The 13,742-nt window shown below is 57.2% G+C and carries 13 protein-coding genes; 7 read left to right on the top strand and 6 right to left on the bottom strand.

Annotated features, from left to right (window positions below):
- Nucleotides 1–45: 45 nt before the first annotated feature.
- Entirely contained in the window at nucleotides 46–1,305 is a 1,260-nt protein-coding gene (ylbJ, locus tag ABD796_RS23930; RefSeq protein WP_344912645.1) for a sporulation integral membrane protein YlbJ, read from the bottom strand.
- Between the two features lie 374 nt (nucleotides 1,306–1,679).
- Between ylbJ and ABD796_RS23925 the strand changes: the two genes are divergently transcribed.
- A complete protein-coding gene (locus ABD796_RS23925) occupies nucleotides 1,680–2,072 on the top strand; it encodes a globin domain-containing protein (protein WP_344912643.1) in 393 nt (130 codons plus the stop codon).
- A 44-nt stretch (nucleotides 2,073–2,116) separates the two neighbouring features.
- Nucleotides 2,117–2,827: a DUF2225 domain-containing protein gene (locus ABD796_RS23920; protein WP_344912641.1), complete on the top strand. Its 711-nt coding sequence runs from the start codon at nucleotides 2,117–2,119 to the stop codon at nucleotides 2,825–2,827.
- Nucleotides 2,828–2,942: 115 nt separating this feature from the next.
- Here the strand turns inward: ABD796_RS23920 and ABD796_RS23915 are convergent, their stop codons facing one another.
- The 3 genes from ABD796_RS23915 to ABD796_RS23905 all read right to left on the bottom strand — a co-directional run bounded on the left by ABD796_RS23915 (nucleotide 2,943) and on the right by ABD796_RS23905 (nucleotide 4,584).
- Nucleotides 2,943–4,040, bottom strand: coding sequence for a GGDEF domain-containing protein (locus ABD796_RS23915; protein ID WP_344912639.1), 1,098 nt, complete (start codon nucleotides 4,038–4,040; stop codon nucleotides 2,943–2,945).
- A gap of 116 nt (nucleotides 4,041–4,156) precedes the next feature.
- Nucleotides 4,157–4,396, bottom strand: coding sequence for a hypothetical protein (locus ABD796_RS23910; protein ID WP_344912637.1), 240 nt, complete (start codon nucleotides 4,394–4,396; stop codon nucleotides 4,157–4,159).
- On the bottom strand, nucleotides 4,393–4,584 hold the full coding sequence (locus ABD796_RS23905; protein WP_344912635.1) for a YycC family protein: 192 nt from the start codon (nucleotides 4,582–4,584) through the stop codon (nucleotides 4,393–4,395). Before ABD796_RS23905 ends, ABD796_RS23910 begins: the two co-directional genes overlap by 4 nt.
- Nucleotides 4,585–4,751: 167 nt before the next feature.
- Here ABD796_RS23905 and ABD796_RS23900 point away from each other — a divergent pair, with 167 nt between their 5' ends.
- The gene (locus tag ABD796_RS23900; protein ID WP_344912633.1) at nucleotides 4,752–6,548 is read left to right on the top strand and encodes a M3 family oligoendopeptidase; all 1,797 of its coding nucleotides are present in this window, start codon (nucleotides 4,752–4,754) and stop codon (nucleotides 6,546–6,548) included.
- Here the strand turns inward: ABD796_RS23900 and ABD796_RS23895 are convergent.
- The gene (locus tag ABD796_RS23895) at nucleotides 6,545–7,810 is read right to left on the bottom strand and encodes a methyl-accepting chemotaxis protein (RefSeq protein ID WP_344912631.1); all 1,266 of its coding nucleotides are present in this window, start codon (nucleotides 7,808–7,810) and stop codon (nucleotides 6,545–6,547) included. The two genes, ABD796_RS23900 and ABD796_RS23895, sit on opposite strands and share 4 nt — an antisense overlap.
- A 499-nt stretch (nucleotides 7,811–8,309) precedes the next feature.
- Here ABD796_RS23895 and ABD796_RS23890 point away from each other — a divergent pair, with 499 nt between their 5' ends.
- A complete protein-coding gene (locus ABD796_RS23890; protein WP_344912629.1) occupies nucleotides 8,310–8,681 on the top strand; it encodes an O-methyltransferase in 372 nt (123 codons plus the stop codon).
- A 93-nt stretch (nucleotides 8,682–8,774) separates the two neighbouring features.
- On the opposite strand, the gene ABD796_RS23885 is transcribed toward ABD796_RS23890, so the two are convergent.
- Nucleotides 8,775–10,196: an extracellular solute-binding protein gene (locus ABD796_RS23885; RefSeq protein WP_344912627.1), complete on the bottom strand. Its 1,422-nt coding sequence runs from the start codon at nucleotides 10,194–10,196 to the stop codon at nucleotides 8,775–8,777.
- A gap of 276 nt (nucleotides 10,197–10,472) precedes the next feature.
- Between ABD796_RS23885 and ABD796_RS23880 the strand changes: the two genes are divergently transcribed.
- The 3 genes from ABD796_RS23880 to ABD796_RS23870 are packed head-to-tail and all read left to right on the top strand — an operon-like array spanning nucleotide 10,473 to nucleotide 13,727.
- The gene (locus ABD796_RS23880; RefSeq protein WP_344912625.1) at nucleotides 10,473–11,489 is read left to right on the top strand and encodes a Gfo/Idh/MocA family protein; all 1,017 of its coding nucleotides are present in this window, start codon (nucleotides 10,473–10,475) and stop codon (nucleotides 11,487–11,489) included.
- A complete protein-coding gene (locus tag ABD796_RS23875) occupies nucleotides 11,489–12,796 on the top strand; it encodes an enolase C-terminal domain-like protein (protein WP_344912623.1) in 1,308 nt (435 codons plus the stop codon). The genes ABD796_RS23880 and ABD796_RS23875 overlap by 1 nt, the downstream gene beginning before the upstream one ends.
- Nucleotides 12,786–13,727, top strand: coding sequence for a Gfo/Idh/MocA family protein (locus tag ABD796_RS23870; protein WP_344912621.1), 942 nt, complete (start codon nucleotides 12,786–12,788; stop codon nucleotides 13,725–13,727). The genes ABD796_RS23875 and ABD796_RS23870 overlap by 11 nt, the downstream gene beginning before the upstream one ends.
- Nucleotides 13,728–13,742 lie beyond the last annotated feature (15 nt).

The following is a 13,742-nucleotide window of genomic DNA, read 5'->3' as shown; positions in this document are numbered from 1 at the left end:
GAAAAACGGCTAGCCCGGCAGGAGAGCAAGACCGATGAGCTGGGCTTAAGATCGCAGCCGGCTCAGGATACGTGCAAAAGGACGAAGTCCTGCATAAACTGCATAGAGCAGAACAATCAAGATTAGCATCGAGACGAACAGCAGCGCGGACAACGAAAGCAGTGCGGGGAAGGCGGACGGATACAAGCCGCCGCCGTCCGCGTCCAATGTCCGAGCCAGCGCCGGCGCAGATTGTGCCAGAGCCGCACGGGCAGGAGACAGCGGCTCCCAAAGGGCGTATACGGCCGCCGCCGCCATAATGCCGTGAGCGAGCCGGGCAAGCCCGAACGGCGCGTAGCGCAGGTCGGTGCGGTTCAGCAGACTGACCACCTGGGCATGAACGGACAGCCCGCTCCATGACAAAATAAAAGCGGCGATCGCCACTTTGCTGACGAGAGCCAGCTCCGCCCCCGCTCCCGCGGCAGACTTCGCCCCCAGCGTGACCTCGAACATTCCGTTCACGACGGCTTGCGACAGTGCAGACGGCACGCCGGCGATATGCAGCAGCGAGTTCACGGCCGTATAGAAGCCGTTCATAATGTGCGAAAGCGTCAATACTTCCAGCACGACGCAGAAAAACACGACCAGTCCGCCCACGACCATAATCAGCTTCAACGACGATTGAATGGCGTCTCGCAGCATCTCCCCGAACGTCCGGCTGTCCTGCAGACGGGCGCGGTGCATCGCCTGCATCGCCCGGCGGAGCAGGCTCGCTTCATGGCGGGCGGTAGGCTGAGGAGCCGGAGGGCGATGACCGTGAAACCGCATAAGCAGTCCGATGATCACGCTTGTCCCGTAGTGCGCCGCGGCTAGGACGACAGCCAGTCCGACATCGTGAAAAAAACCGACCGAAACGGCGCCGATCAGGAAAATCGGGTCGGACGTCGTCGTAAAGGCGACGAGCCGTTCTCCTTCGTCGCGCCCGAGGAGGCGCTGCTCCCACAGCTGCGCGGTCAGCTTGGCTCCGACCGGATAGCCGGAGGCCAGCCCCATAGCCATAACGAAGCCGCCGATACCGGGGACGCGAAAGAGCGGGCGCATCATCGGATCGAGCAGCGTGCCGAAAAAATGAACAATGCCGAAGCCGAGCAGCAGCTCGGCGATGACGAAGAACGGAACGAGCGCGGGAAACAAAATATCCCACCAGATCGACAAGCCCCGCAGCGCGGCGGTTAAAGATGGGGCAGGGTAGAGCAGCATCAGCGCAGCGACGGCGAGTAAACCCGCCGCCGTCCACGCGGTCGTCCAAGGGCGGGAAGCCGACATTCGCGAACACCTCGATCATCCGTCAGATTACTTATACTTATGTGACGGGGTCCTCGGACATGCAGGCTGTTTGGTTTGCTGAAACCGGATACATTTTTGTGTAAAAAGGCTGATATTTTTCGGCGAATATGGTAAACTGAAAATAAAGTGCAAACGGAGTGATGCTAAATGATGAGTGTAGTCACAGGCCTGATTGTATGCGCCTTCGTTTTTGTCATTCGCGAAACGCTCATGGGTGCCTCCGAGGAAGATATCGAAAACTGACAAATCCCGACACGTTCGGGTTCAAAACACATGGTGCCGCTTGAAAAAGTGGCGCCATTTTGTTGTTGTGGTGTATAATGAGAAAGATATGAATAGGACAGGTGACGGATATGAACGGCAATGAGCATGAGTCTAAATCCCTATACGAGGCAATCGGAGGAGCGGATGCCTTATCTCGCATCGTTGAAGCTTTTTATCCCAAGGTTCAGGCCGATCCGTTGATCGGACCTTTGTTTCCCCCGGATATTGTGCCCGTTATGGAGAAACAGAAGCTGTTCCTCACCCAGTTTTTCGGCGGACCCCCGCTATATTCGGATCAGTACGGCCATCCGATGATGCGTGCCAGACATATGCCGTTCCCGATCACGCCGGAGCGCGCCGACGCCTGGCTCGGGTGCATGAAGCGGGCGCTCGAGGAGTCGGGGCTGGAGCCGGAATTGCAGACTTTGCTTCTGCAGCGGCTGAAGGGACCGGCCTACCATTTTGTCAATACGCCGCAGTAACGCGGCTTTACCCTTGCAATGCTTGCGGAAAGGAAGACGTACCTGTGGCGGAACTAGCACCCCTTTATTCCATTAAAGTAAGCTGCATATGCTGCGAACAGTCGTTCCAGACGTCCAAGGTGCGACCGAGCTTCAAGAAGGCGACCGGCACGGACAGCGATTTTTGCGTGCACTACAAGGCGGTTAACCCGGATTATTACGTCGTCAGGGTTTGCCCATTTTGCGGATACGCCTTTACCGAAAACTTCTCGGAGTCGATGACGCCAAAGCATAAGCAGACGTATTACGACAAGCTTGGCAAAAGCTGGACAGGCCAAGATCTGACCGGCGAGCGCGACTGGGGGGCGGCGATGCAAACCTACAAGCTGGCCCTGCTATGCGCCCAGATCAAGGAAGAGAAGGACCGCGTGATCGCCGGCATGCTTCATCATATCGCCTGGCTTTACCGGATCCAGTCCAACAAGGAGCAGGAGCAGCGCTTTCTCGGCTTCGCCCTGGACGCTTACGTGCGGGTATTTGAAACCGAAGGGGCGGAAGTCAACAACGCCCGCCTGATGTATTTGATAGGGGAGCTTAACCGCAGGCTGGGCAACTACCAGAAGGCGGTGCTGTGGTTCGGACGGGTGATCAACGACAAGAAAATTATGGATTCGGCGATGATCCGGGCTAGCCGGGAGCAGTGGGTGCAAACCCGCGAAGACATGCTGGCCGCCCAGATGGAGCTGCCGGAGGAAATGCGCGAGAAGGGAATGTAGGCCGCCCCGCGGTCCCACGTTCCTGTCCGAATGCGAAAGGCGTCGAGGAAATGCGATGCAAGTGAAGTGCTCCAAGACCGGGAAACCGGTCTTTTTTTGTTTCCGGCTTTGCTGTTTACAAAGCCGCGGTTTCCGTTTGCTCGTAGACGGTGAAGCGGTTTTTCCCGCTTCGTTTGGAATCGTACAGTGCCTGGTCGGCCTCCTCGATCAAGCGGTACAAGTCGTCATCCGGTTTGCGGGCGACCGTGATGCCGATCGAGACGGATATCGCCTGGCCGGGCTGGATTTCCCGTCCGGCAAACGGATGGGACGCCACCGTATGGCACAGCCGATTGGCCAGAAATGCCAGCAGATGGAGGTCCACCGAGTCGCAGAGTACGATAAACTCCTCCCCGCCATAGCGGGCGACGTAATCCTTTTCCCCGATGGCCGTCCGCAGCAGCCTGCCGGCTTCGCGAAGCAGGTTATCCCCCTCTAAATGGCCCAGCGTATCGTTATAGTTTTTGAAATTGTCGATGTCGATCATCAAAATGCTGATCCGGCGCTTGCGCAGCATGTTTTCGGCAATACCCATGAAGCTGCGGATGTTCGGCAGCCCGGTCAGGCGGTCCTGGTTCGCTTCCAGTTCGAGCTGCCGCTGGATCAGCCAGCCACGGTTCTCGGCATTGTGAATGGCGATTAGCGCGAACATGCAGATCAGTGAAATCGTGAACAAATAGACGTTCGTCTTCATGAAGAAGGGGATCGAGGCGCCGAGGAGGAAATAGGCGGCTATGCTTTTGGAGAGCAAAAGCATCGCTGTCGTACTGACGCCGTCGACCAGGCGGAGTGGCTCGAAACCGGAGCGGTATTCCTGCCGGTGTACGAACGAGCTAATTAAAGCCGGAAGCAGCAGTCCGTGCAGCATATCAAAAACAAGGTGCGGCGATTGCTGCCACACCGCATAGACCGCCGGAGGGATGACCGACAACAGGGCGACCGGCAGGCCGAGCCGCAGTCCGGCCATCAGGATCGGGATAAACCGGAGATCCTGAGCGGCGGAACCGTCGGCGATCGGCAGCATCATCATCAATATGGCAGCTAGACCGGTGAACAGAGGGACGGCGATCAACTCGTTGACGCCGCCTGCTACCCGGTTACGCAGTTTCAGCGCAATATAGCTGAGCGTAACCAGCGTGCAGGAGGTTGTTACCGGTATGAGGTATTCGTTCATTCCTGATCGCTCCTGAAAGGCTGCATGCCGTTTACGTTGAAACAGCCTACTATTCGACATCTGCCGTTCGAAATCCTCTTTTGCCTACGTCGGATCGGCAAGGAACTTCACGGCGGTTACCGGCGTTTCCGGATCGGCTTGTCCGCAAGCAAGTAATCCCGGTCGGCGTCGATCGCCGTTATCTTTTCCCGGCAGCAAGGAAACACGATCAGCCGCTTGCGCCCTTCGCGGATCGGCTGGAGATCGATTGTCCTAAGCGGCAGCAGGACACTGCCCGCTCCGCAAAACGGGCATTCATGAAGATAAATGTCTTTGCCGATCGTCTCGTAAGGCAGCGTATTCTCGAAAGGAATCATGGCTCGCTGCGCGTAACATCCGAAGCCGATTCGGCGGGTTTGCCGGTTTTATCGGCTTCGTCCCGGGACAGCTCCGCCAGTTTCTGAATCAACAGATGCTGCGGCATATGCATCAGCTGCTCGATCGGCACCTTCAGCGCTGCCGCCAGCTTGACGGCCGTATCGGGCGATATTTGCAAAGGTCTCATCCTTACGTTCCTCCTGATCTCCGTCGGGCGCTCGTGCCGGCGCCGTTCGGGTAGTTGATTCTAGTATACATGGAGCGGCGGGATGGGGCACGTTCATTTTGCTCCCGCGGCCGAATATGGTTTAATAGTGTCATAGTTCGTACGAATACAGGGAGGGTGAAGAGGCAGTGACACAACGATACAGTCTTGTCTGGGATTTGGACGTTTTTTTTGCAGGGGGCAGCGGCTCGCATGCCTTCGCGCAATTTCTCGAGCAGACGGAGGGCGAAATCGGATCGTTCCGCGTGGCGGTGCAGGCCGCGGCCGATGCCAGCAGCTCCGTGTCTGCCGACGTCTTGGCTGGCCTGGTCGGGCGGATGCAGGACATTACGCTGAAGCTGCGCGAGGCCGATTCGTTCGCCGGCTGCCTGGCGGCGGAAAACCAGCACGACAAAAAAGCGGTACAGCTGAACGGGCATATCGCCACGCTGTCCGCCTCGTTCTCTTCGGTGCTGACGCGCTTCGACCAACTGCTGCGGCAAGTGCCGGATGCGCAATGGTCGTCGCTGCTCGAATCGGATGCTTTCCACCCGATTGCCTTCCCGCTGGACGAGCGACGGCAACTGGCCAAGGAAAAGCTTTCCCCGGAGCAGGAATCGCTGATCGGGGATCTCGCCGTAGACGGTTACCACGGCTGGGGTGAAGCGTACAATACTGCTGTCGGCAAATTCAATATCGATTTCGAGGACAACGGCCAAACCGTCCGCCTATCGGCCGGACAAGCGGCGAACAAGCTGAGCAGCCCGGACCGGAGCGTGAGGACGCGCCTGTTCGAGCTGTGGGAGAAGGCTTGGGCGGATTCAGCCGATTACGCGGCCGATGCCTTGAACCGGCTTGCCGGCTTCCGCATTCAGGTATACAAGCATAGAGGCTGGCCGTCGATATTGAAGGAACCGCTCGACATCAACCGGATGTCGGAGGAAACGCTGCGGGTCATGTGGGACGTAATCGACCGCAACAAAGCCCCGTTCGTCGACTATTTGCGGCGCAAAGCCGAGCTGCTCGGAGTGGAGTCGCTGTCTTGGCACGATGTGGACGCTCCGGTCGGACAAGCGGCAGGGGAAGTATCGTTTGACGAGGCGGCCCGCTTGATTGTGGAGCAATTCCGCAAGTTCAGTCCGAAGATGGCCGAATTTGCCGAGATGGCGTTCGAGAAGCGGTGGATCGAAGCGGAGGACAGGCAAGGTAAGCGTCCGGGAGGCTTCTGCACGTCGTTCCCGATCAAAGGCGAGACGCGCATCTTCATGACCTATGCTAACACCGCTTCTAACGTATCCACGCTTGCGCACGAGCTCGGTCACGCCTATCATCAGCATGTGATGAACGACATGCCGGCGCTTGCCCAGGAATATGCGATGAACGTCGCGGAGACGGCTTCCACGTTCGCCGAGATGATCGTATCCGATGCCGCGGTGAAGCAGGCTTCTTCCGAGGAGGAGCGGCTGACGCTGCTGGAGGATAAAATTCAGCGTTCGGTGGCTTTTTTCATGAACATCCACGCGCGCTTCCTGTTCGAGACGGAATACTACGAGCGGCGCCAGAAAGGGCTGCTGGGCGTCGATGAGCTGAACGGGCTGATGGAGGATGCCCAGCGGCGCGCCTTTAAAGACGCGCTCGGCGAGTATCACCCGCATTTCTGGGCGTCAAAGCTGCATTTCTATATTACCGGCGTACCGTTCTACAATTTCCCGTACACCTTCGGCTATTTGTTCAGCTCCGGCATCTATGCCGTCGCGCAGCGCGAAGGCGCCGGCTTCGAGGACAAGTATGTCGCTTTACTGAGAGATACCGGCAGCATGTCTGTGGAGCAGCTGGCGCATAAGCATCTCGGCGTCGATCTGACGAAGCCCGATTTCTGGCAAAGCGCCGTCGACCTGGCGGTCGAGGACGTCCGTCAGTTTCTGGATATGACCGGCAAGCGTTAAAATTTGAAAATTTGCAGCGTGCGTTGAAGCGTTCCGGCGGTCTGCATCATTTGCTCGGATTGCCGGACGAGCGCATCGACAACGGCGATCTGCTCGTTCATGCTGGCCGAAACCTGTTCCGTGCCGGCGGCCGACTGCTGGGTGATCGCGGCAATGTTCTCCATCGTGGCGGAGATCATGGTCGCGCCCTCCAGCATGATGTCGCTTTCCTTGGCGAATTGCGAGATCGTCTCCGCGATAAATTCGATGCTGCCGACGATTTGGGTGAATATCGCCTCGGTTTCCTCGATCAGAGTCGTCTGTGTGTGCACGATGTCCTGGTTGGCGGCCATTTGCTCCAAAGCGATCTGCATGCCTTGCTCGATGCTGCGGACGAGACCGAACACTTCCTTCGTCGAGGAGGTCGATTCTTCGGCAAGCTTGCGCACCTCCTGGGCGACGACCGCGAAGCCTTTGCCGTGCTCGCCTGCGCGCGCCGCTTCGATGGAGGCGTTGAGCGACAGCAGGTTCGTCTGCTCGGCGATTTCCGATATCGACTGCGTAATGCGGGAGATGCCCTTGGCCTGCTCGGCCAGCCGGTCGATCGACTCCGATACGGAGGCGGTCGCTTCGACGTTGCGCTTCATGCCTTCGTTCTGGCTGACGACGGCCAATTGCCCTTGCTGGACGAAACGGATCATCGCTTCGGATTTATCGTTCATTTCTTTGGTCGAGTGCGCATAGGTGCCGACTTTGTGCTCGATATCCTTAATCGCGGTCGATATGGTCATAATCTCTTCGGTAATTTTGACCGATCCGGCGGCCAGCTCGTTGGCGGAATAGGTAACCTGACCCATGACCTCCTTCAGCTGCCGGTTTTTGTCTCCTCCTTCGCGGGTCGTGTCGACGACGGAGCGGGTAATGTTCGTCGTCTCGTTCAGAATGCCGCGCAGCTTGTCGATCATCTGGTTAAATGTCTTGCCAAGCTCCCCGAGAGCGTCGTTGGAATCGACGTGCACTTTGGTCGAGAAATCGCCCTTGGCAATGGATAAGGCGACCCGGGACATCGTGTCGATCGGCTCTGTAAGCGTTCTCTCGAGCCAGCTTACGAAAGGGATGCTGGCTCCGCAAAGGACGAGTACGACCAGCAAGGTGGCTACAAAAGATGCGTTCGACATCGCCGCCACGACGAGCGTCAGCACGGAGAATACCGCCACGATCGTATAGCAGCCGATCTGCAGCTTACGCTTGAAGGATAAGTTCTGGAATAGTGTCAACGTCACTCGCCCCATTTCCATATTTTGATATGGGACGATTATACCATGACATCCGTAATTCGGTCTATTGCGATTGTCGAAAAGAGCCGAAACGACGCAGCGGAGAGAAAAAGGCCGATTGGTGACGGAAGGGAGCGGCCGGAGCCGTTTCTTATCGTTAAAGAAAGTTTAACTTCGCTAAAGCGTAAAAGCGAAGTGCGGCTTTCTTTACCAAGAAAAGCAACCTTTATAGCTCGGATGTCCTTCATCGAAAGGCTTAGATCTGAAGCTTTTCTTATAACGATCACAAAAGGAAAAGCGGAGTCTAGGTCGTCATATAACCGAGACAATCAATTTTGGTTCTGACATGCTATGAAATGTAAAATCGAGAGTCTAATTTACCATTTTTATAGCCTATTTTGTATATTGTTGTTGAAAAAAGTGGAAATGATTTGTATAATGTGACATAAGCACCATGACAATAACACCATATATGACAAAATTTGCGAATGAAAGGAGAGAATTCATGATATTCGACCAGCTGTCTTTAGCTCGGCAACTGGAAATCGTTTTCAAAGAACTTCATCATGAATTGTCCGAGTTGTCTTCCGGTACTATTTTTGTGCAAATCCGCAATAATGTGATCGGCAAATTCGGAGTTCGCCATTTACCCTTTGAGGGTATTGACGGCAAAGTCGAACCCAAAGGGGCGGGACTGAGCGACATTCAACAGCGCTCGTTCCAGAAAATGGCGCTGGATGCGCTGAAGTACAAGACAAGCTGGACGCACGGGGAGATCAGCTTCGATTTCACGGTGCGGCAAAGCAAGCTATGCGCCAGCGTGCAGTTTGAATCTAATTACAATATGTCGAACTTGCTGATCCGCAAATCGAACTGATTGGCCCGTTTATCCGTTTCTTGCCCTTATCCTTCTTATAACGAACGACCCGGAGCCCGCTTGATGCGGGGCCGGGTTATTTGCCGTTCGCCGTTATCGGCCGGGACCGGGAGCCGGAAGGCGCTCCTGCCCGGGCAGCAAGGCGAGCTGCCGGCACAGCTCCTCCTCCTCGATCAGGTTGGACCAATACTTTTTGAGCAGCTGCCGGAGCGCGACGAACGCGCCGGTCGACAGCCCGAGTTCCTTATGGAGCCGATAGGATGACATGATCTCCCGGAACAGGTAGTAGCGCGAAGGGCGGTTGATCGCATCGTCCGGTTCGACGGGCGATTCCGCGACTTGCTTGACCGCCGGCAGGCTCAGCGTCTTCTCGCGGATGAGCCGCTGCGCGCGCGGCGAAGCCATGTAATCGGCAAGCTTGCTTGCGGCATCCCTCTGCTTGGACGCCTTGCTGACCCCGATGCCGATCACGTTCATTAGCGAGCGGGGCTCGTGGGAATACGGTAGAGGCGAGATGTCGTAGGTAAGGCCCGTATGCTTGAACTCGTTGATAGTCATGTAGTTGGTCAATATCATCGATACTTTGCCTTGCATGAATAGTTCGTTGACGTCATCGCTATTCTCCGACAAGTAGCTGGGGAAAATAGATCGGTCGTGAACAAGCCGCTTGCACAGCCGGATACAATCCAGCATCCTCGAACCCGACGGATCGGTTACGCCGGCGCCGTCTTCGTCGAAGCGCATCCCGCTCTGCAGCAGAAGGGCCGGCCAGCGGTTGTCGGACAGCAGGTAGAAGTACAGCCCATGCCGCTTGCCAGGCTCGGTCAGAGCGGCGGCGACGCGGACGGCGTCGTCCCACGTCCAGCTTCCGTCGGGCTCGGGGGCGTCCGCCTCGAGAAAATGATCGCGGTTGTAAGCCAGCACGATCGGGGAGAAAATCAGCGGCCGCGCTAGCAGCGTCCCGTCGTGCATGAAGGCTTGCTGGGCGAACGGATACGCGTGGGGGTCGGGAGACAGCGGGTCCAGCATGTGCGTGCGCCCATTCTCGATACCGCTTTGAAAATCTAGATTGTTCAACGTAAATGCGTCAATCATCCCGTTCTCGATATATTCCTGGGCTGTACTCATATGATCCGACATCGAGCGGACAAGCACGGTACGTACCCGAATCGCCGGATGAAGCAGATGAAAATCGTCCAGCAGCGCGGAAAGGGCGATGTCGCGTTCGATGGAGCCGGTGCAGCCGAGCGCGATAGACACGCGGGAGCCTGGCGCGTCCTCGGAGACGCGGCTTCCCACGCGGTCGATCTTGACGATCAAGCCTTCGCCGACAAGCGCATCCAGTCCTTTGCGCACCGACTTGTTGCTCAGATGGAACTGCTCCACGAGCGTTTTCTCCGAGGGCAGATAGTCGCCGGGCTTATAGGTCCCGTTCCGGATGTCGCCTCGCAGGCTGTCGATCATCCACCGCAGCCGGTCGCCAAACGATTTGCGTGTGGTGTGTGTCGTGTCCATAGGGCTCAACCTCTCTATTTCGATACATCAAATCATACCGGAAAACCGCGCTTTTGTATAGCAATCTGCTGTACATCCTGCCCGAGCAGCCTCTATTTTAAACGACGAAAAATAATCGTTGACATCTATTTGGTGTTTTCGTTAAGATTTACTCGAAATATATACATCAATTTGTACATCAGATCTTAATTTTAACAGAAAAAAAGATTAGATGTACAGCAGTATTGAGTGGGAAGCAACCAAACCAGCCGCTTCAAGCGGGAGGGAGAAGGAACAATGGGTACGATTAAAGTGGGAATTATCGGGTGCGGCAATTTGGGAAAAACCCATGCCAAGTGTATCGCGGAGCTGGAAGGTCTGGAGATCGCCGCCTATTGCGACGTGTTCGAGCAGAGCGCGCAAGCCATGCTGGAGGAGTTCGGGGGCAGCTATGCCACGACCGATCTGGATCGCTTCTTTAACGACCCCGGTCTCGATGCGATTTATGTGACGACGCAGCACGATACGCATGCAGATTACTGCATCCGTGCGCTGGAAGCAGGCAAGCATGTGCTCGTGGAGAAACCGCTTGCAATGACGACGGAAGATTGCGTGCGGATCGGGGAAGCCGTCGTGAAGAGCGGCAAGACGCTGTTCACCGCCTTTAAGATGAGATATTACGAGCTGCTCTGGAAAGCCAAAGAACTGATTCCCCAGCCGGTTATGGTGACGATGCAGATGATGGACAGCCGTTGGGGCGATAAATTGTGGGCGAACGATCCGGTCAAGGGCGGCGGCAATGTGCTGAGCCAGGGCTGTCATTCTGCGGACGTGCTGCGTTTTGTGGCCGGCGGCGAGCCGGTCGAGGTATATGCGGCGGGGGCGAACTACTACCAGCCTAGCGGTGTGGTCGACAATATGGTTGCCGTATTCCGCTTCGACAACGGCGTCGCCGGCAATCTGGTGCAGGGCGATAGCGGCTGCCCTCCGCTGACGAGCAAGTTTTATATGCAGCTGTTCGCCGAGAACAAATCGATTACGATCAGCGACCGTCTGACAACGCTGACTTATACGGAGACGGGCAAGGAGCCGCAGGTGTTCAAAGGAACGGAAACCGGCTTTCTGGAAGAAAACAAGGCGTTCCTGCGCTGTCTACAGGACAATGCGCCGGCGCCGATCGATCACGTGGACGGCATGTACGCAACCTTGATGGTGCTTCAGGCGTTCGAGTCGCTGCGCAGCGGCAAGCCGGAGCCGATCAAGTCGATCGTGGAGCAGGCCGTTTCCGGCAAAGCCGGAAAGGCGGGGGCATGATGCGGATCGTTCGAACGAAGCGCGCGGTGCAAAAAGAGCCGCTTTTGTCTCCCTTCGGCTTCAAAGGAGCTTACTTGACCGAGCTGTGGCAGTCGATCGCTTATGTGGAGGGGGCCGACGGCGCCTCCGGAATCGGCGTAGGCGTACAAAGCGTGCTCTGGTCGGATGCGCGCGTGTTCGAGCGTTTCGGCGAGGCAGCAGGCAATGCGCATATGGCCGACCTGACGCGCTTCGCGCTGGCGCAAGCGGAGCAGTCCGACTTTGCCACGCCGATCGAACTGCTGGACCGGTTATTGCCCGACGTGTACGACTATGGCGTCCGATCGATCGGACTCGCCGATCTGCGCTCGACGTTCGCGCTCAACGCGCTCGTTGCCGTCGATTACGCCGCCTGGGCGTTGTACTCGAGAGGCAGAGGGCTGAACTTCTCGGAGTTGGTGCCGCCCGCTTACAGGGAGGCGCTGTCCGCCCGTCAGGAGCGGCTTGGCAGCATTCCGCTCATCCCTTACGGCATGTCCGAGGAAGCGATCGTCCAGGTCCTAGACGACGGTTACTTCTTGCTCAAAATCAAGGTGGGCGCCGATCCGGAGCAGGACGGCGATCCGAATAAAATGCTCGATTGGGACTGCCGCAGGCTGACGCAAATTCATGCGCTCGCTTCCCGGTATGAAACCTCGCATACGGTGAACGGTAAAATCGCCTACTATCTCGATGCGAACGGCCGTTATGACGGCAAGGAACGGCTGCTGCGACTGCTCGACCATGCCGACAAGATCGGCGCGCTCGACCGGATCGTGCTGTTCGAGGAGCCGTTCCCGGAGGAAGTGAAGCAGGACGTTACCGACGTGCCGGTCCGTCTGGCGGCGGACGAAAGCGTGCACGATACGCATGACGCGCTGGAACGAATCGAGCTCGGCTACGGAGCGTTGGCGCTCAAGCCGGTAGCCAAGACGATGAGCATGAGTCTGAAGGTAGCCAAACTGGCCCGGGACAAAGGCGTTCCCTGCTTTTGCGCCGACTTGACGGCCAACCCGGTGCTGGTCGACTGGAACAAAAATTTGGCCGCCCGTCTCGATCCGATCCCCGGTCTGAAAGTCGGCGTCCTCGAAACGAACGGGCACCAAAATTACCGCAATTGGGAGCGGATGAAAAGCTGGCACCCGCGCGCGGGTGCCGACTGGATTGAAGCGGACAGCGGTATTTTCCGCTTGAATGACAGCTTCTACGAAACGGCCGGAGGCGCCCTGGAGACGGGAGAGCCTTACGAGTCGCTACTTGCCGAGGAGGACAAAGGAAATGAGTCATAAAAACTTGCGCATCGGGCTCGTCGATCTGGACACGTCGCATCCGAACAGTTTCATGCCGGTATTGAAGGAGATGGGCTACGAGGTCGCAGCCGTATTCGACGGGGGCGTGATCAATCCCGAAGGCTATGCGGAGAAGTTCGCCCGGGAGTTCGGCATCGCACACGTATGCGGCTCCGTGGAAGAAATGGTCGATCTCGTGGATGTGGCGTTCATTCATAGCTGCGATTGGGACCTGCATGTGGAAAGGGCGAGGCCGTTCGTCGAGGCGGGCAAGGCGGTATTTATCGACAAGCCGCTGGCCGGGAACGTCCGCGACCTGCGGCAAATGACGGAATGGGTCCGGGGAGGCGCGCGCATTACCGGGGGCTCGTCGCTCAGAAACTGCGTAGAAGTACGGGAATGGAAAGCGCTTGGCATTCCGAAGGAAGAATGGGTATTTGCGCTAGTCGGCTGCGCCGTGGACGAGTTCAACTACGGGATTCATGCCTATTCCATGCTGCACGGCCTGATGGGACCGGGTGTCCGGCACGCCCGCTATCTCGGCACGGGAGGCGGACAGCGCCAATTCGAGCTGGTGTGGGAGGACGGGCGTCGGGGCGTCGTGAGCGTCGGCAAGACGGCCGGGTATTTGCCGTTCTACGCGAATGTGGTGACACAGAAACGCGTCGACTATATCAAATCCGACAACACCAAGCTGTACAGGGCGCTGCTGGAAACGATTCTGCCTTATCTAGCCGGCGAGGAACCAGCGCCGCTGGCGATCGAGGAGCTTGTCGAGGTGGAGCTTGCGGCGATCGCCGCCAAGCTTTCGTACGAGCAAGGAGGCGTCTCCATCGCCTTGAACGAAATACCCGAGGATTACGCCGGTTATGACGGCGCAGCTTTTGCCGTATCTTACAAGGAATTGAAGTATCCGGCGACGAAAGCATAGGGGAAACATTCCAAA

Source organism: Paenibacillus hodogayensis (genome assembly GCF_039536325.1).
Classification (GTDB): Bacteria; Bacillota; Bacilli; order Paenibacillales; family NBRC-103111; genus Paenibacillus_AB; species Paenibacillus_AB hodogayensis.
Note: the sequence above shows the minus strand (reverse complement) of the source record. Positions and strands in the feature narration are given on the sequence as shown.